The sequence below is a fragment of the Pseudomonas cerasi genome, assembly GCF_900074915.1.
Classification (GTDB): domain Bacteria; phylum Pseudomonadota; class Gammaproteobacteria; order Pseudomonadales; family Pseudomonadaceae; genus Aquipseudomonas; species Aquipseudomonas cerasi.
In genome coordinates this window covers 1403714-1422416 of the sequence record NZ_LT222319.1, presented here as the reverse complement: position 1 = coordinate 1422416, position 18703 = coordinate 1403714, and the positions used below count along the sequence as shown (strand labels likewise).

Annotated in this window: 16 protein-coding genes; 2 read left to right on the top strand and 14 right to left on the bottom strand. The window is 60.4% G+C overall.

The features are described from left to right. Positions 1-51 precede the first annotated feature (51 nt). Together adk and ppc are read right to left on the bottom strand one after the other, a co-directional pair. Positions 52-699, bottom strand: coding sequence for an adenylate kinase (adk, locus tag PCPL58_RS08905; RefSeq protein WP_003364903.1), 648 nt, complete (start codon positions 697-699; stop codon positions 52-54). A gap of 282 nt (positions 700-981) precedes the next feature. Continuing rightward, a complete protein-coding gene (gene ppc, locus PCPL58_RS08900) occupies positions 982-3618 on the bottom strand; it encodes a phosphoenolpyruvate carboxylase (RefSeq protein ID WP_003433410.1) in 2637 nt (878 codons plus the stop codon). A 380-nt stretch (positions 3619-3998) separates the two neighbouring features. Between ppc and PCPL58_RS08895 the strand changes: the two genes are divergently transcribed. Continuing rightward, a complete protein-coding gene (locus tag PCPL58_RS08895) occupies positions 3999-4412 on the top strand; it encodes a DUF4398 domain-containing protein (RefSeq protein ID WP_003409265.1) in 414 nt (137 codons plus the stop codon). A 59-nt stretch (positions 4413-4471) separates the two neighbouring features. Further along, positions 4472-5254 carry an OmpA family protein gene (locus PCPL58_RS08890; protein WP_003364910.1) on the top strand — a complete coding sequence of 261 codons (783 nt, stop codon included), beginning with the start codon at positions 4472-4474 and terminating at the stop codon, positions 5252-5254. 80 nt (positions 5255-5334) lie between these two features. Here PCPL58_RS08890 and PCPL58_RS08885 read toward each other — a convergent pair whose 3' ends face one another. The 12 genes from PCPL58_RS08885 to PCPL58_RS08830 form a co-directional block, all read right to left on the bottom strand. After that, positions 5335-5655, bottom strand: a complete 321-nt coding sequence (locus tag PCPL58_RS08885) for a hypothetical protein (RefSeq protein WP_003364912.1) — start codon at positions 5653-5655, stop codon at positions 5335-5337. Further along, positions 5652-6548 carry an alpha/beta hydrolase gene (locus PCPL58_RS08880; protein ID WP_065349256.1) on the bottom strand — a complete coding sequence of 299 codons (897 nt, stop codon included), beginning with the start codon at positions 6546-6548 and terminating at the stop codon, positions 5652-5654. Before PCPL58_RS08880 ends, PCPL58_RS08885 begins: the two co-directional genes overlap by 4 nt. A 220-nt stretch (positions 6549-6768) precedes the next feature. Next, positions 6769-8046 (bottom strand): flavohemoglobin expression-modulating QEGLA motif protein, encoded by a 1278-nt coding sequence (locus PCPL58_RS08875; protein WP_003433414.1) that lies wholly within the window; start codon positions 8044-8046, stop codon positions 6769-6771. Positions 8047-8180: 134 nt separating this feature from the next. Further along, positions 8181-8906: a TetR/AcrR family transcriptional regulator gene (locus tag PCPL58_RS08870; RefSeq protein ID WP_065349255.1), complete on the bottom strand. Its 726-nt coding sequence runs from the start codon at positions 8904-8906 to the stop codon at positions 8181-8183. Positions 8907-8998: 92 nt separating this feature from the next. Further along, on the bottom strand, positions 8999-10501 hold the full coding sequence (gene lysS, locus PCPL58_RS08865) for a lysine--tRNA ligase (protein WP_003364921.1): 1503 nt from the start codon (positions 10499-10501) through the stop codon (positions 8999-9001). 69 nt (positions 10502-10570) lie between these two features. Then, positions 10571-11666 (bottom strand): peptide chain release factor 2 gene (prfB, locus tag PCPL58_RS08860; RefSeq protein ID WP_096102164.1). Its coding sequence is split into 2 segments (ribosomal slippage): positions 10571-11593 and positions 11595-11666, totalling 1095 coding nucleotides; the frame shifts between segments, so codons are not numbered across the junction. A gap of 116 nt (positions 11667-11782) precedes the next feature. Further along, a complete protein-coding gene (locus PCPL58_RS08855) occupies positions 11783-12787 on the bottom strand; it encodes a response regulator (RefSeq protein ID WP_065349254.1) in 1005 nt (334 codons plus the stop codon). A 45-nt stretch (positions 12788-12832) separates the two neighbouring features. Further along, positions 12833-13843, bottom strand: a complete 1011-nt coding sequence (gene cheB, locus PCPL58_RS08850; RefSeq protein ID WP_065349253.1) for a chemotaxis response regulator protein-glutamate methylesterase — start codon at positions 13841-13843, stop codon at positions 12833-12835. Next, positions 13840-16215, bottom strand: coding sequence for a hybrid sensor histidine kinase/response regulator (locus PCPL58_RS08845; protein ID WP_046719801.1), 2376 nt, complete (start codon positions 16213-16215; stop codon positions 13840-13842). Before PCPL58_RS08845 ends, cheB begins: the two co-directional genes overlap by 4 nt. Then, a complete protein-coding gene (locus tag PCPL58_RS08840; RefSeq protein ID WP_003433418.1) occupies positions 16212-16901 on the bottom strand; it encodes a chemotaxis protein CheW in 690 nt (229 codons plus the stop codon). Before PCPL58_RS08840 ends, PCPL58_RS08845 begins: the two co-directional genes overlap by 4 nt. Then, positions 16901-18169 (bottom strand): CheR family methyltransferase, encoded by a 1269-nt coding sequence (locus tag PCPL58_RS08835; protein WP_003364932.1) that lies wholly within the window; start codon positions 18167-18169, stop codon positions 16901-16903. The genes PCPL58_RS08840 and PCPL58_RS08835 overlap by 1 nt, the downstream gene beginning before the upstream one ends. Next, on the bottom strand, positions 18166-18702 hold the full coding sequence (locus PCPL58_RS08830) for a chemotaxis protein CheW (RefSeq protein WP_003364934.1): 537 nt from the start codon (positions 18700-18702) through the stop codon (positions 18166-18168). Before PCPL58_RS08830 ends, PCPL58_RS08835 begins: the two co-directional genes overlap by 4 nt. Position 18703 lies beyond the last annotated feature (1 nt).

Here is an 18703-nt window from a genome sequence, read left to right as displayed (position 1 = left end):
TAAATGACAAATGGCCCGCAAGCGGGCCATTTATTGTTCAGGCCGAGAGCCTTACTTCAGGGCTTCCAGTACTTTCGCAGTGATGTCCTCAACCGAACCGACGCCCGGAATATGGCTGCACTTGGGCTTGCCGTTCTTCGCTTCCAGCTTGCTGTAGAACTCGACCAGCGGCTTGGTCTGGGCGTGGTACACCGACAGGCGATGACGCACGGTCTCTTCGACGTCGTCCTTGCGCTGCAGCAGTGGTTCGCCGGTCACATCATCAATGCCTTCAACCTTCGGCGGATTGAAGATGGTGTGATAGATGCGCCCGGAACCTTCGTGAACCCGGCGGCCGGACATGCGCTTGACGATTTCTTCGTCATCGACGGCGATTTCCAGCACATGGTCGATTTCCAGACCGGCTTTCAACAGGGCTTCGGCCTGTGGAATGGTGCGCGGGAAGCCATCGAACAGCACGCCGTTCGCGCAGTCCGGCTGGGCCAGACGATCCTTGATCAGGCCGATGATCAGGTCATCGGAAACCAGACCGCCCGAGTCCATGACGCTTTTGGCCTTCAGGCCCAGCTCGGTTTCAGCCTTGACTGCAGCGCGCAGCATGTCGCCTGTCGAAACCTGCGGGATGCCGAACTTTTCAGTGATGAATTTTGCCTGAGTACCTTTACCGGCCCCGGGAGCTCCCAGCAGAATCACGCGCATCGTCATGCTCCTCAAATTTTTTATAGTGAAATCATCGGATTCGCCTCGGGGGCCAATCTAAAAAATGAATCAGGCCAATAGGCCGAAAGGCTGATCAAGATACACAGCAGACCGAGGCCGCACAAGCCGCCGAAAGTCGCAGTGAGCGCAGGCGTACCGCCTTGTCAGCCTTGATTTCAGAGTGATATGACCTGTATCAAGGTTTACGGCAGGCCAGCCTGCAAATCCGGCGCTGGCCATCGCCGGACCGAAAAGGCCAGACGATGGCATGGGCCTCATCCATCAGCCGGTGTTGCGCAGACCGGCAGCAATCCCCGCTACAGACACCAGCAGCGCCAGTTCCAGAGGACTGTCCAGACTGGCTTCACGATTACGCGAGCGCGACAGCAGCTCTGCCTGAAGCAAATGCAACGGGTCAAGGTAGGTGTTGCGCAGACTGATGAATTCCAGTGTTTCAGGACTGTGGGCCAGCAGTTGCTTCTGCCCGGTCAACCCCAGAACCACATTGCACGCCTGCGACAATAGGTCGCGTAAATGTGCGCCCAAATGCTGCAGCTCGGCGCTGACCAGACGTTCGTCGTAGAGTCGGGCGATGTCCGCATCGGCTTTGGCGAGGACCATTTCCAGCATGTCGATACGGGTTCTGAAAAACGGCCACTGCTCACGCATCTGTGCCAGCACCTCGCCTTCGCCGCGCTCCAGGGCTTTGCTCAGTGCAGCTTCCCACCCCAGCCAGGCGGGCAGCATCAGACGCGTCTGCGTCCAGGCGAAGATCCACGGAATGGCACGAAGACTCTCTACACCGCCCTCGCGGCGCTTGGCCGGACGACTGCCAAGTGGCAAACGCCCCAGTTCCTGCTCGGGTGTCGCCTGGCGGAAATACTCGACGAATTCAGGGTTCTCACGCACCACCGCGCGATAGGCGCTGACCCCGTCGCCGGCCATCTGGTCCATCATCGTCCGCCACGCCGGTTGTGGAGGTGGCGGCGGCAACAGGGTCGCTTCCAACACGGCCGCCAGATAAAGATTGAGGTTCTGTTCGGCGATGTCCGGCAGGCCGAATTTGAAACGAATCATTTCCCCTTGCTCGGTGGTCCGGAAACGCCCGGCCACAGAACCCGGCGGTTGCGACAGGATCGCCGCGTGCGCGGGACCGCCGCCACGACCGACTGTACCGCCACGGCCGTGGAACAGCAGCAATTCGACCTGCTGCTCGCGACAGATCTCCACCAGCCTTTCCTGAGCGCGGTACTGCGCCCAGGCCGCCGCCGTCGTGCCGGCATCCTTGGCCGAGTCGGAATAGCCGATCATCACCTCTTGCGGGCCGTGCAGACGCGAGCGATAGCCCGGCAGCCCGAGCAGCGTCTCGATCACCGGCCCGGCGTTATCCAGATCGGCCAGTGTCTCGAACAACGGCACCACACGCATGGGCCGCTGCAGCCCAGACTCCTTGAGCAGCAGTTGCACGGCCAGCACATCCGAGGCCGAGCCGGCCATCGAGATCACATAAGACCCCAGGGACGCCGCTGGAGCGGCTGCCACCTCCCGGCAGGTTGCCAGCACCTCTGCGGTGTCGGCTGCCGGCTTGAAGTAGCTCGGCAGCAGCGGCCTGCGGTTATTCAATTCACGCAATAGAAAGTCGATGCGGGCCTGCTCATCCCACTCTTCGTAACGACCCAGCCCCAGGTAATCAGTGATTTCGGTCATCGCTGCGCAGTGACGGCTGGAATCCTGGCGAACATCCAGACGCACCAGAAACAGACCGAATGTGACTGCGCGACGCAGGCAATCCAGAAGCGGCCCGTCGGCGATCACACCCATGCCGCATTCGTGCAGCGACTGGAAGCACAGCAGCAAAGGGTCCAGCAGTTCACGGTTGTCCCGCAGCACCGCTTCCGGCGCAGGCAAGGTTTCGCTCAATGAGGCATTGGCCCAGTTGCGCGTCGCACGCAAACGCTCGCGCAGGCGTTTGAGCTCCGCCCGATAGGGCTCGGCGCTGTCACCCACGCTGGCACGCAAAGCGTCACTGGCTTGCTGCATCGACAGTTCTGCGGCGAGATTGTCCACGTCACGCAGATACAGGTCAGCCGCCATCCAGCGCGCCAGCAACAGCACTTCGCGGGTGACCGCAGCCGTGACATTCGGGTTACCGTCACGGTCGCCGCCCATCCAGGAGGCAAAACGGATCGGCGCGGCTTCCAGCGGCAAATGCAGGCCGGTGGCCGCATGCAGCGCATGGTCAGCCTTGCGCAGGTAGTTTGGAATGGCGTGCCAGAGCGAGTGTTCAATGACCGCGAACCCCCATTTGGCTTCATCGACCGGCGTAGGTCGGATGCGCCGGATCTCTTCGGTGTGCCAGGCCTCGGCGATCAGCCGCTGCAGGCGCGAAGTAATCTGTGTGCGCTCGGTGCTGTTGAGATCGCGATGATCGAGTGCTGCCAACTGCGCAGCGATGGCGTCGTATTTCTGAATCAGCGTACGGCGTGCGACCTCGGTGGGGTGCGCAGTCAGCACCAGCTCGATTTCCAGTTTGCTCAGCTGACGTGCCAGGGCAGCAGGTGAATGGCCTTCGGCCTTCAGGCGATCAAGCAGCTCGGGCAGTACTCGCGACTCGAACGGCAGAGGCTGTTTATCGTCGCGGCGGTGCATGAGCTGATATTGCTCGGCAATATTGGCCAGGTTGAGAAACTGGTTGAACGCACGTGCAACCGGCAGAAGCTCGTCATCACCCAGCCCGTCGACGCTGGAACTGAGTTGCTCGGCCCCTTCTGCGGAACCGCGCCTGCCCGCTTTGGCACCTTTGCGAATACGCTCGATCTTGTCGAGAAATTCAGCGCCTCGCTGCTCACGAATCGTATTCCCCAACAGCTCACCCAACAGGTGAACGTCTTCGCGCAGACGCGCATCGATATCGGCCATCGTTCCTCTCCCGTTTTTTATCTGGGCTCAGTTGCGTACCCGCTCGGCAGCACGGGCATACGTGAATTCAAATCCGCTGTGCCAACAGTGCACCAAAAGCCTGCAATTGGACAAATGCTTCAGCAAAAACCTGAACGCCATCAGGGTTATTGATCGTGGCTTCACGCCCCTTCATATGATGGACAACATATTGGCAATCGTCTGAAGGCCTCTGAAAAATCCTGACCACTCAGTAGATATTTATCTGAACTATTCAAAAACCGCGCAGGTCGGAACGATTAACCATTACAGGAAAGCCCGAAAGGCAGTAGGCGGTTGTACAACCTGATGCCCGGACTTGATGCAACGACTGTCATGGATAACCACGTTGGAGTCAGACATTGGAGTTGATCAACATGAACACCCTAACTGCCAAAACCAAGTTCAAAGGCCTGCGCGGTCTCAAGCTGGCTGCGCTGGCACTCGGTAGCACCTTTATCCTGGCCGGTTGTGCCGGTAACCCGCCCTCCGAGCAGTACGCGGTTTCGCAATCGGCCGTCAACAGCGCTGTCAGCGCTGGCGGTACCGAGTTCGCGGCGGTAGAAATGAAGTCGGCTCAGGACAAGCTCAAAGCTGCTGATCTGGCCATGCAGGATCACAAATACGATGAAGCACGCCGTCTGGCTGAACAAGCCGAGTGGGACGCTCGCGTAGCAGAACGTAAATCCCAGGCCGCCAAAGCTGCCAAGGCCGTGCAGGACGCTCGTCAAGGCGTCAACGAACTCCGTGAAGAAGGCCTGCGCCAGGTGCAGTGATTGCCCTGCGCCCCCTTCTGTTTTCATGAATTCGTAACTGATTAAAGGACGACCCTATTATGCGTAAACAATTGATGATCCCTGCTCTGCTGGCCATGAGCGTTGCCTTGGCAGCCTGTGCAACCAAGCCGAACCCTAACCTGGAACAGGCTCGCAGCAACTTCACTGCGCTGCAGACCAACCCTCAGGCCACTCAAGTCGCAGCCCTGGAAACCAAGGACGCCAGCGAATGGCTGACCAAGGCAGAACAGGCCTTCCGTAACGATGAAGACGTACAGAAAGTCGATCAACTGTCGTACCTGACCAACCAGCGCATCGAGCTGGCCAAGCAGACCATCGCCCTGCGTACCTCTGAAGCAGCTCTGCAAAACGCTTCTGCCGACCGCGCCAAGGCCCGTCTGGAAGCGCGTGACGCGCAGATCGCTGCACTGAAAAACAGCCTGAACGCCAAGCAGACCGAACGCGGTACGCTGGTGACTTTCGGTGACGTACTGTTCGACTACAACAAGGCCGAACTGAAGCCAACCGCCCAGGGCGACATTGGCAAGCTGGCTGGCTTCCTGCAGGAAAACCCGGACCGTAAAGTGATTGTCGAAGGCTATACCGACAGCACCGGTTCGGCTTCCTACAACCAGTCGCTGTCCGAGCGTCGCGCCAACTCGGTGCGCATGGCTCTGGTACGCATGGGTGTAGACCCAGCGCGCGTTGTGACCATGGGTTATGGCAAGGAATACCCGGTTGCTGACAACTCCAGCAACTCGGGCCGCGCCATGAACCGTCGCGTGGAAGTCACCATCTCCAACGACAACCAGCCTGTTGCACCACGCTCTTCGATGAAATAAGCGACTGAGCTGCTGCACCGAAGCCCCGCCTGCGCATACAGGCGGGGCTTTTTCATGGGCGAGGGTTTTTACCGCTGTCTTTATTGCCGGGGCGTTTGCTGACCCAGGCAACGTACTGCCTGCCTGCGATCATCGATCAATACGCCCGACAGACCTTTTCGTGACGTATCGAACAACACCAGTACGCCATCAACGCACTGCGCCACCTCGGCGGCCGGCGTGGCAGCGACTTTGTAATCCTCGCCGGGTACGGTTTTTAGCAGTGTGAATTCACCGAGCAGCAGCGCATCTTCTGGCTTTGCGAAGTGCAGGTAACCGTAAAACCACAGGCAGCCCACCGTGCCGATGACTGCACCGACAGCGCTGAGGATCATGCCATTGAGGTTACGGTCGCCACTCATGGCGCTGGCGGTGTGGCGGGGGTCGGGTAGTTGGGCACTTCCGCAAGGCGGCGCAGGCCGTTGAAATGCGTCGGATCGTCCAGATAGCGCAGCATCACCTGACGCCAGAGAGGGTCTGCGAATGTCTGTACGTGCTCGCCCCGGGTCAATTGCAATACGCGCGGTGGTGGCGCGGCCTTGTACAGCTCGATACCGTTGGCGAGTGGCACCAGTGTGTCGTCCATGCTGTGAAAGATCAGCATCGGCGTGCCGGCCAATCGTGGCAGGCCGTTGACCGCGCTGTCGGCCTCCGGGATAAACCAGGACAGGGGCGTTTTCAATGGCCAGGTCAGCCACGATTTACTCAGTGAGTTTCGCGCGACGCTGCGGTAACTGGCTGGCACGCTGTCCAGCACCAACGCCTTGAGCCGCGAGCGCTCCTGCGGATGTTCGGACAGGTAATGCACCGCCAGTGCTCCACCGATACTTTGTCCCAGAACCACAAGGGGTTTGCCTTGCACTTGCGGTGCAGTGTTCAACCAGTCGAAAGCGGCTTGAACATCCTGATAGACCGCCGGCAGGCTTGGCTCGCCCTGCGACTCGCCATAGCCGCGGTAATCCAGCATCAGCACCTGATAACCCTGCTCGGGCAACCACCAGACGCCACCAAGGTGCCAGGACAGGTTGCCACCGTTGCCATGCAGATGCAGCACCGTACCCTTCACCGGCACGCCTTCCCTGGCGGGCAGCCACCAGCCATGCAGGCGTGTACCGTCGGCCGCAGTGAGGTTCACGTCCTGATACTGCAGGCGCGCCTTGTCAGGCGTGAACGGAACACCTGGTTCGGGGTAGAACAACATCGAACTGCAACCGGTGAGCGCAAGGATCAGGGTGAAGATGCCGAGCAGTTTCAAATGAGGTTTCCTTGTTGTTTTCATCGCCACATCACTGCCGTGCTGGCGCAGAGCAATGGCACGATAGTTACAAGATTATCGTTCCTCACGCTCCAGCGTGGGAATGCCGTTCTGGACGCTCTGCGTCCGATCCTGACTGTGCAGCGCGGCGCAGATTTGTGACGCCGAGCGTCACCCACTGCGTGCCAACGCGGAGCATTGGCACGATAGTCAGTTCGGCCTACAAAATATTCGAGTAGTCCGCTTCGATGCGGTCCAGGCTCAGGTGGTTGAGGAAGTTGGAGAAGCACATCCAGGCCGACAGGGCGTTCATGTCCCGGAACTGCTCGGGCAGGTACTTGGGTGCAACCACCAGCCCTTCGTCCACCAGTTGGCGCAGGGTACGCATGTCTTCCAGCGTGGTCTTGCCGCAGAACAGCAGCGGCACCTGTTCAAGCTTGCCCTTGCGCACGGCGAGCTGAATGTAGTTGTAGACCATGATGAAGCCTTTCAGATAGGACAGGTCCTTGGTGAACGGCAAGCCGTTGGGCACCGAGCCGCGGAAGACGCGACTGGCATTGCCGTAGCTCTCCGACATGCCAAAACCCTGCTCGCGATAGAACTCGAACACCTGCAGAAAATCAGCGCCCTGCTCGGCCATGTGAATGGCGCGCGTGCGGTTGGTCAGCTTGCGCAGGCGGCTGGGATAGGATGCAAAGGCGATGACTTCCATGAGAATCGCCAGGCCTTCCTGCGTCACCGTCGATGACGGCGGCCCCTTTGACAGGAACGTACAGATCGGCTGGTTTTGCCCGTTCAGCGTGGTACCCACGTGCACCAGCCCTTCGTGCACTTCCAGCGCACGGACGTCGCGCTCGTTGAACATGGCGTCGGTGCGGATCTTGATGTAGTCGGCACCGGCAGCCGCATCAGCGACGATCCCGTCGGATTCGAAAACCCGGATGGTCTCCTCGGCCTCACCGAACACGCGGTTCAAACGCGATTGCAGCAGCGAAACGGCGTCCTTGGCGGTGAGCGTTTTCGGCTCGTCCTTCAGGTCGCCGCGTCCGGCAATGTTGTTCAGGTAATCCGAAAGCATCAAGCCAAGATCGGCCAGCGTCGGGTCACCCGCATGAAAGGCGTCGGATGCCGCGCCGTACAGTTCCTGAGAAATCAGGCCGAAGTCGGACGTACCGCGGGCCTCGAGCATACGCACCACCATGCGGTACTCACGGCACATGCGGCGCATGATCTGACCGACCGGATTGAACTGCCCCAGTTGACGCGTGACGTCGCGCTCGATGTTCTGAAACTCCTGCTTCAAGGCGGAAGAGTCGAAACCCAGCGGACGGTTTTCGTAGTAGGCGCGGTCCACGGCAGGAAGCGCCTTGCCCTTGGCGGCCAGAAACTCCTTGCGGACGTTCTCATCCCATTTAACTGCATCCAGAATGCGAATCGGCGTCTGTGCAACGACGATCCGATCCGATAAAGCACGAATAGTCTGTTGATACTCGTCCACCGGTACTCCTTGGCTGGCTGTCACGCTACTGCTTGGCGGCGCCGAACAACACGCCACCTCTGGAAAATATCGAAACCGGCAGGATCGTCAAGCCATCTGAACAGCCGATCCCAGGCACTCGCGCAGCAGTATAGTCACCCTCGAAGCGGCTGCGGGGTCCCCAGGACCAGACGCATCTGCCGCGTCAGGATACAGAGCATTTCTTCGTCCGCCTGACGCTGTGGCCCATGCAGCAGACCTTGATACTCAATGCGACGAATAAGCCCCGTCAACACCTGAGCATCCTGATAGGGCTGCAGGGAACCGATCACCTGAAAGAACTGACAACTGCCTTGCAGAAGAATTTCCTGATGGGCCATGACCAGCGGCGTCAGGCGCGGGTTGATCAATGCTTCGTGGTAGAACGCCTGCTCGGCGATCAGATAGTCACGCCGGGTCAGCAATTGATGGCGAATATGCTCCGTCACCATACGCGCAATGTCGTCCGCCAGACGAAACCGGTCAGTCGGGCTCCCGGAACTGCGGCTCATCATCTCGCGCAGAATGCCTTCAGTGTTTTGCCACAGCCGCGCCAGATAGTCGGCACTGCGCTGTACATACTGGGCGAAGGCATCGGTCAGCAGATCATCGATATCCTTGAAGTAATAGGTGGTTGCCGACAGCGGTACGCTGGCTTCGGCGGCCACTGCACGATGGCGTACGGCGCGTACGCCGTCACGCACCACGATACGCATGGCGGCATCGAGAATGACCTGCCTGCGTTGCTCACTGCCCTCACACGCAGCCTTGCGCCCCTGATACTTGACACTTTTGGCCACCGCGCTCGCTACTCCGGCGGCCCCTTCTCTGGCAATCGTCACGACAGCTTCCTTATAAGTCGCTCTGAAATGAGTCGATCTGAAAAAACACTTAAAAAAAAGCCGCCCAATGAAGGCGGCTGTTTTTCCACTGATTACGCTTGCGGGCGCATGTGCGGGAAGAGGATCACATCACGGATCGATGGCGAGTCGGTGAGCAGCATCACCAACCGGTCGATGCCGATCCCCTCGCCCGCCGTCGGCGGCATGCCGTACTCCAGCGCGCGGACGAAGTCGGCGTCGTAGTGCATGGCTTCGTCGTCACCGGCATCCTTGTCGGCCACCTGAGCCTGGAAGCGTTCGGCCTGATCTTCGGCGTCGTTGAGCTCGGAGTAGGCATTGGCGATTTCGCGACCGCCGATGAACAACTCGAAACGGTCGGTAACATTCGGGTTTTCGTCATTGCGGCGCGCCAGTGGCGACACTTCGAACGGGTACTGGGTAATGAAGTGAGGCTGTTCCAGCTTGTGCTCGACCAGCTCTTCGAAAATCATAACCTGCAATTTACCCAGACCTTCGAAGCCCAGCACCTTGGCACCGGCCTTTTTCGCGATGGCGCGGGCCTTGTCGATGTCCTGCAGGTCGGCAGCGGTCAGCTCGGGGTTGTACTTGAGGATCGAGTCGAACACCGACAGGCGCACGAACGGTTCGCCGAAGTGGAACACCTTGTCGCCGTAAGGCACGTCGGTGGTACCCAGAACCAGTTGTGCCAGTTCGCGGAACAGTTCCTCGGTGAGGTCCATGTTGTCTTCGTAATCGGCGTAGGCCTGGTAGAACTCGAGCATGGTGAACTCGGGGTTGTGCCGGGTCGAAACACCTTCGTTACGGAAGTTGCGATTGATCTCGAAGACCTTCTCGAAACCACCGACCACCAATCGCTTGAGGTACAGCTCCGGGGCGATACGCAGGAACATTTCCATGTCCAGCGCATTGTGATGGGTTTCGAACGGCTTGGCCGCCGCGCCACCGGGAATGGTCTGCAGCATCGGCGTTTCGACTTCGAGGAAGTCGCGCTTCATCAGGAAGCTGCGGATGTGAGCGATAACCTGCGAGCGCACGCGGAAGGTCTCGCGCACGTCTTCGTTGACGATCAGGTCGACGTAACGCTGACGGTAGCGCTGTTCGGTATCGGTCAGGCCATGGTGCTTGTCGGGCAGCGGACGCAAAGATTTGGTCAGCAGACGAACGCTGGTCATCTCGACGTACAGGTCGCCCTTGCCGGAGCGTGCCAGAGTACCTTCGGCAGCGATGATGTCGCCCAGGTCCCAGGTTTTCACCTCGGCCAGGGTTTCTTCAGGCAGGGTCTTGCGGTTGACATAGACCTGGATGCGCCCGGTCATGTCCTGGATCACCATGAACGAGCCACGGTTGAGCATGATGCGACCGGCAACCTTGACCGGAATCGCTGCCTCTGCCAGTTCTTCCTTGGTCTTGTCGACGTACTGTTTCTGCAGGTCATTGCAGTAGCTGTCGCGGCGGAAGTCGTTGGGGAAGGCCTGACCCTTGGCACGGCCTGCTGCAAGCTTTTCCTTGCGCAAGGCGATCAGGGTGTTTTCTTCCTGTTGCAGGGCTTGCGGGTCGAGTTGTTGGTCGCTCATGTCTTTAAAGATTCCATCACAGGTTCGCCCTCGCCTTGCGACGAGGGACTTGAGGTGTCGGCTGACGGTTTACAGCCCTTGCTTGAGGCTCGCGATCAGGTATTCGTCGATATCGCCATCAAGCACCTTGTCGCAGTCGCTGCGTTCGATGTTGGTCCGCAGGTCCTTGATACGCGAGGCGTCCAGTACGTAGGAGCGAATCTGATGACCCCAGCCGATATCGGACTTGGTGTCTTCGAGTGCCTGGGACGCTGCATTGCGCTTCTGCACTTCCTGCTCATACAAACGGGCCCGCAGCATTTTCATGGCGGTGTCCTTGTTCGCATGCTGGGAACGCTCGTTCTGGCAGCTGACCACGGTATTGGTCGGAACGTGGGTGATCCGCACCGCCGAGTCAGTGGTGTTTACGTGCTGACCACCGGCCCCGGAAGAACGGTAGGTGTCGATGCGCAGATCCGCCGGATTGATGTCGATTTCGATGTTGTCATCGATTTCCGGCGAAACGAATACGGCAGAGAACGAGGTGTGGCGACGGTTGCCGGAGTCGAACGGGCTCTTGCGCACCAGACGGTGAACGCCGATTTCGGTACGCAACCAGCCGAAGGCGTATTCGCCCTTGATGTGCACGGTAGCGCCCTTGATACCGGCGACTTCACCGGCAGACAGTTCCATGATGGTAGCGTCGAAACCGCGCTTGTCAGCCCAGCGCAGGTACATGCGCAGCAGGATGTTCGCCCAGTCCTGCGCTTCGGTGCCACCGGAGCCGGCCTGGATGTCCAGATAAGCGTTGTTGGGGTCCATGTCGCCGCTGAACATGCGGCGGAACTCGAGCTTTTCCAGCGATTCGCGCAGGCGCTCGACTTCGGCGGCGACGTCATCGACGGCAGCCTGGTCTTCTTCTTCGGCAGACATCAGCAACAGGTCTTTGGCATCGGCCAGACCCGAGGACATTTCGTCCAGGGTTTCTACGATCTGCGCCAGCAGGGAGCGCTCGCGCCCCAGTTCCTGGGCGTAGGCCGGGTTGTTCCAGACGTTTGGATCTTCGAGCTCGCGGTTGACTTCGGTCAGACGATCATGTTTGTGATCGTAGTCAAAGATACCCCCGAATGGTTTCGGAGCGCTCGGACAAATCCTTGATGCTGTTTAGGATCGGGTTGATTTCCATGGTAGGCAGCACTCGCAGGCGAAATTTTCAAAGCCGACGAGTATACCCCAGGCAAGGCCACGAAAGCAGCCCGTCGAGCGGGCGTTGTGAGGCCTATTTACCAGTCGCTGCCGGCGTCAGCCCGCCGCGACCTGATTGCGCCCGTTATTCTTGGCCTGATAAAGCCCCTTGTCGGCATCCAGAATCAGCTGACGGCTGTGCATTCCGAGCTGCGGCGTCACGGTTGCTACGCCGATACTCACCGTCAGGCTGGAGCCAGGCGCTGGCGCCATATGCGGGATATTCATGCTGGAGACACTCTGGCGCAGCTTTTCAGCCAGCAGACGCGCCCCACCCGGCGAGGTGTTGGGCAGGACCATGGCGAACTCCTCGCCGCCGTAGCGAGCCGGCAAGTCCGACGGGCGACTGCAACTGTTACGGATTGCCTTGGCGACCTGACGCAGGGCCTCGTCACCCTCAAGATGCCCGAAGTTGTCGTTGTAGGGTTTGAAGTAGTCCACATCGATCATCAGCAACGACAACTGGGTCTGCTCGCGAACTGCACGGCGCCACTCCAGTTCCAGATACTCGTCGAAATGGCGGCGGTTCGACAGCCCCGTGAGGCCATCGGAATTCATCAGGCGCTGCAGAACCAGATTGGTATCGAGCAGTTGTTGCTGGCTGACGCGCAGGGCCCGATAGGCCTCGTCGCGCTGCAACAGGGTCATGTACGAGCGCGAGTGATAGCGAATGCGCGCCACCAGCTCGATGTTGTCCGGCAGCTTGACCAGATAGTCGTTGGCCCCGGCCGTGAACGCCGCGCTCTTGATCAGCGGGTCTTCCTTGGTGGACAGCACGATGATCGGGATATCGCGGGTCAGCGGGTTACTGCGGTACTCGCGAACCAGCGTCAGCCCGTCCAGGCCCGGCATCACCAAGTCCTGCAGAATCACCGTCGGCTTGATCTGCACGGCCTGTGCAATCGCCTGATGCGGGTCGGCACAAAAATGAAAGTCGATGGACTCATGGCCGGCCAGGCCGCGTCGTACGGCTTCACCAATCATGGCCTGATCATCCACCAGAAGCACCATTGCGCTGTTTTCATCCGGCGTCTTGAGCTCATCCGTTTGCAGGTCATTCATGATCTTTCTCCTGGTCGCCGACTGCCACTGAGTTCAGCAGAGCAGTCATTGAGTAAATACCTCGATCAAGCGAGGTGCTATGGCGGGCAATGGGCAGATTTCCACGGCAGCATCAATGGCTGCGGCAGCCTTGGGCATGCCATATACAGCAGAACTGGCCTGATCCTGAGCGATGGTCAGAAACCCCCGCTCACGCATGGCCTTGAGTCCCTGTGCACCGTCGCGCCCCATCCCGGTCAGCAGAACGCCAACCGCCTCGCCACTCCAATATCGGGTAACGCTCTCGAAAAACACATCAATCGAGGGCCTGTAAACTTCATTCACCGGCTCCGCTGTGTACGCCAGCGTGCCGTCCTTGAGCAAACGGATATGATGATTGGTGCCTGCCAGCAACACCACACCCGGCTGTGGCGTTTCGCCTTCCCTTGCCAGACGTACCGGCAGGCCGGAGGCCGAGCTCAACCACTCGGCCATACCGGCGGCGAAGACCTGGTCGACGTGCTGTACAAGGACAATCGCTGCCGGGAAACTCACCGGAAGCGCCTTGAGCAGAATCTCCAGCGCAGCAGGCCCGCCTGCCGAGGAACCGATCGCCACGAGCCGGTCACGTTTCAACGGCGCGGAAACCGGCGCAACCGCGACCCGTTCAACGCCAACACGCTGGCCGATCAGCCAGTCGATATTGAGGATCTTGCGCAGCAGGGGCGCCGCCGCCTCTTTTGGATTGGGGCCACCAATGGCCGGCGTGTCCACCACATCCAGCGCGCCGTGCCCCATCGCTTCGAACACGCGGCGCATGTTCTGCTCGCGGTCGACGGTCACGATAACGATAGCGCAGGGTGTTTCGGCCATGATCCGGCGGGTGGCTTCGACGCCATCCATCACCGGCATGATCAGATCCATCAGGATCAGGTCCGGGGTCTGCTCGACGCAACGCTGCACGGCGTCGGCACCATTGGACGCCACCCAGATGATCTTATGCGCGGGCTCGAAAGCCAGTGCACGGCGCAGGGCTTCGATGGCCATGGGCATATCGTTGACGATGGCAATCTTCATCCTTGCGCGTCTCCTATCAATTCGACGACAGCGTCGAGCAAGGCATCATCGTGGAAACTGGCCTTGGCCAGGTAATAATCGGCGCCAGCGTCCAGGCCGCGACGCCGGTCCTCTTCACGGTCCTTGTAGGACACGACCATGACCGGCAGGGACTGCAAGCGGGTATCGCGGCGCAACAGGGTCACCAGCTCGATACCGTCCATACGCGGCATGTCGATGTCGGTAATCAGCAGGTCGAAGTCCTCGGCGCGCAGCGCGTTCCAGCCGTCCATTCCGTCCACGGCCACCGACACCTGGTAGCCGCGACTGAGCAGCAGCTTGCGCTCCAGCTCGCGCACGGTCAAAGAATCATCGACGACCAGCACGCGTTTGCGTGACACCTGGTCTGCCTGACGAGTGCGTCGGTCGATGCGCTCCAGGCGGCCGGTATTCAGAAGTTTTTCCACCGAGCGCAACATGTCTTCGACATCGATGATCAGCACCACCGAACCGTCGTCGAGCAAGGCCCCCGCCGACACGTCCTGAACCTTGCCCAGGCGCGCATCGAGCGGCATCACCACCAGCGTGCGCTCACCGATGAAGCGTTCAACGGCCACGCCGTAAACAGCATCACGCTCACGAATCACCACAACCTTGAGCGTTTCTCCGGCCTTCTGCGCAGCCGGCCGATTCAACAGCTGACTGGCCGAAACCAGACCGACATGGCGCTCTTCATCCCAGAAATGCTGACGCCCTTCCAGTTGCAGAATGTCGTCAGGCTGCAGGTCGCGCATGCGCTCGATATGAGCCAGCGGGAAGGCATACGCTTCACCACCCACTTCCACGACCAGGCTGCGTACCACTGAAAGCGTCAGCGGCATTTCTATCCTGAAGCGACTGCCCTCGCCCGCCCATTGCTGCAGCTCAACGCTGCCGTGCATCTGGCGAACCATATGCTGCACGGCATCGAGGCCGACACCACGGCCGGAGATCTGCGTGACCTTGTCGCGCATGCTGAAGCCCGGCAGGAACAGAAAACTCAGCAGTTCCTCCTCGCTCAGCTGCGCAGCGGTCTCGGCCGGCGAAAGCTTGCGGTCGATAATGTTCTGGCGCAGACGTTCAAGGTCCACGCCGCCACCGTCATCGCTCAACTCAACGACCAGCAAGCCAGCCTGATGCGACGCCTGCAGACGAATCAGACCTTCAGGGTCCTTGCCGGACGCCACGCGCTTTTCGGGCGACTCGATGCCGTGGTCCACGGCGTTGCGCAGCAGGTGAGTCAAGGGTGCATCGAGCTTTTCCAGCACATCGCGATCGACCTGGGTCTTCTCGCCTTCGATCTGCAAGCGGACCTGTTTACCCAGCTCACGCCCCAGATCCCGGACCATGCGCGCCTGACCATTCAGTACGTCGGCGAAGGGTCGCATGCGGCACGCGAGTGCCGTGTCGTATAACAGTTGCGCACGTTGTGCCGACTGCCAGCCGAATTCATCCAGCTCGGCAGTCTGCCGGGCCAACACCTGCTGCGCCTGGGACAGGAGGTTGCGCGCGTCCTCCAGGGCTTTTTGCACATCGGCCGAAGGACCTTCTTCACCAAAACTGGCCCCCAATACCTCCAGCGCACGGTCGCTGCTGCTTTGCAGGCGCTTGAGACGCTGCATACCGGCCAGCAAAGGCTTGAGGCGCTGAGTCTCGACCAGCGATTTGCTGGACATGTCCAGCAGCCCGTTGAGGCGCTCGGCGGTGACTCGTAACACGCGTTCGCCGCCCTCGGCCACACGGCGTTCACGCAAGGGCGTGAACGGTGCCTCTGGTTCCGAAGCCGGCATGGCGGCTGGACTGGCAGGCGCAGGCGACTCGGCGGCCAACGGCGCTGCGACAGACTCAGGCGCTGGCGCAACCGACCCGCTTGATGTCTCAAGCTGCAGCATCGCGCTGGCCAGCAAGGCCTCCGAGGCTGGATCCGGCAGTGGTGTACTGACCGTACGCGCCGTGCCAGCGCCGGAAGCCAGCAACGTATTGAGCCTTTCGACATAACTGTCGATATCAGGCTGACCAATACCGTCGCTGCCGGGCGTGGCGATACGCATCAACAGGTCGGTCCCCGACAGCAGCGCGTCGATATGCTCGGCCTGAAGCAGCAGACGCCCTTCCTGAGCGCTGACCAGACAGTCTTCCATCACATGCGCGACGCTCACGCCGAAATCGACGCCGACAATCCGCGCTGCGCCCTTGAGCGAGTGAGCGGCACGCATGCAGGCTTCCAGCTGATCCGCCTGGGTCGGGTTACGTTCGAGTGCCAGCAGGCCCGCACTCAATACCTGGGTCTGCGCGTCGGCTTCCAGCGTGAACAGTTCGAACAGCGAGGCGTCACGCATTTGATCTGGCGTCATGTGAGGCTCCGATACACCGCCGACAACAACTCTTCTTCGTCCAGCCAGCGCAGGCTGCGGCCCTTCCATTGCAGCACGCCACGGGTGAAACGGGCATTGGCATGCGTACCGGATGCCGAAGCAGCTTCCAGCTCACGCTCGTCGATGGCGTGAATACCGTCCACCTCGTCGACCGGCACCACCACCGGGCCGCCTTCGACGCTGACGATCAACATGCGCGGTACCACCCGCGTCGACGGGGTACTCACCGCGGTGCTGTCCAGCCCGAGCAGCTCGACCAGCGAGATGCACGCTACCAGAGCGCCGCGTACATTGGCGACACCCAGCAATGCACGCGAACGCTGGTGTGGCAGTGAATGGATGGTCTGACTGGGAGCGACTTCCGAGAAGCAGCGCGACGCCAGCCCCAGCCACTCTTCACCAAGCCGGAATACCAGAATCGAGCGCGTCTCGATGTCGCGCAGCAACACCGAACCCTGAAACTGCTCAGGCGACTCCTGGACCAGCGAGTAGCGGTCCAGCAGACGGGTGGCGGCAGCCGAATAAACCGCGCAGTTGCGGCAGTGGATATGCTCTGCAAGCAACGGGCAGGAGCGATCGCCGTGAATGCCGATGCGGTTCCAGCAATCATCGATATCCAGGGCCTGATCATGGGTCAGACTGGAAAAACCGGACACGCCCGCCATCATTGGTTTCCTTGTTTATTCGTGCCACGTGCTGCGCGGTCCTGCAAGCGCCGGGCGCCAGCAGTGTCACCCTGGGCAGCCAGCAATGCTGCCAGTTGGGCCAGCGATTCGGAGTGCTGCGGTTGCAGATACAGCGCCTTGCGATAGAAGCCCTGCGCCTGTGGCACCTGGCCTTCCACTTCGCTGAGCAGACCCAGCCAGTAAAACACCTGCGCGACCGGCTCATGCTGCTGCAGGTAACGCTCGCACGCAGCCCGAGCCTCAGCACTTTTACCTTCGTTGGCCAGCCCCGCGATCCTGTCGAGCAAGGCCGAAACATCGCTGTTGCCCGCCGCAGCGACGGGTTTTGCGACGGGCGCAAAGGCTGCGGATGTTCGCGGCGCAGGTCGTGGCGCGACCGCTCTGGCAGGTGCCTCGACCACCGGACGCGATGCCATCGGTGCAGCGACAGGCACCGGCACCACCGCATCGACGGGCGCGTGCCGGAAGGCGAAGGACTGGGCGATACCCGTCGAGCGCATGCCGATACCCGCCAGCAGATTGCCCTCCGCCGGACCGATAAACAGCAGGCCGTCTTCACGGGTCAGTTGTTTGAGGACCTTGAATACATGTTGCTGGGTCTGCCGATCAAAATAGATCACCAGATTGCGGCAGAAGACGATGTCATAGGCCACTTGTGAAGCGAGTTTCGGGTCGAGCAGGTTACCCGGCTGAAAACTCACAGAGTCGCGAACACTGTCAGCGATTTCAAAGCCGTCAGCGACAGGACTGAAATAGCGCTCGCGATAACTGATGTCGCTGCCACGGAACGAGTTTTTGCCGTAGACACCGTGCTCGGCCTTGGCAATCGAAACAGGGCTGATATCGATGGCATCGACCTTGAATTGCCGGGCGTCGACCCCGGCGTCGAATAACGCCATGGCGATGGAATACGGCTCCTCACCGGTCGAGCACGGCAGGCTGAGAATGCGCAAGGGGCGCGCACCGGCAAGACCGGCGATACGCTCGCGGGCCAGCATACCCAGGGTGACAAATGATTCGGGATAACGAAAGAACCAGGTCTCGGGAACGATCACCGCTTCGATGAGCGCCTGCTGCTCCTGCGGCGACGAGACCAGAAGATGCCAGTACGCATCACTGTCAGGGCAATTGACAGCCGTCGCACGCTGACGCAAGGCGCGCTCGATGATCGCTTCGCCGACGGACGTCACATCCAGTCCGATACGCTCCTTGAGAAAGCTGAAGAAGCGCGAATCATCCACCTTCATCGCGCGTCCTCAAGCAGCTCAAGGTCAATCGGCGGCACCGGGTACAACAACTCGCGGACCGGCTCGCTCAACAGTTCGTGAACATGAATCCACTGCAGCAGGCCCTGCTCGTCCTCGCGGACCGGCCCCAGGTAAGGTGACAGGCGATTGTCCAGCCCGTACGCCTTGAACTGCGCAACCGGGCAGCGCAGCGTTTCGGTCGCCTGCTCCAGAATCAGCCCGAGCAACTGAGCCGGGTGCGCGTCGTCGTAGCGATAATGCACCAGCACCATGCGCGTACTGGTACGCGAGCGCGCTGGCTGACCGGAATTCAGCGCGCTGATGTCGATCACCGGGACAATCTCGCCGCGATGAGCAAAGATTCCCGCCACCCAGTGCGGTGCCTGGGCAATCGCCTTGAGTTTTACCCGCGGCAGGATTTCGGCGATCTCGGTCGCGTCCAGCGCATAGCGGTCTTCGCCGATGCAAAACAGCAGAAAAAGCTTGCTGGCGGTCAGTGGCGTGCCATTGCGCCTCGGCGATTGATCGCTCATT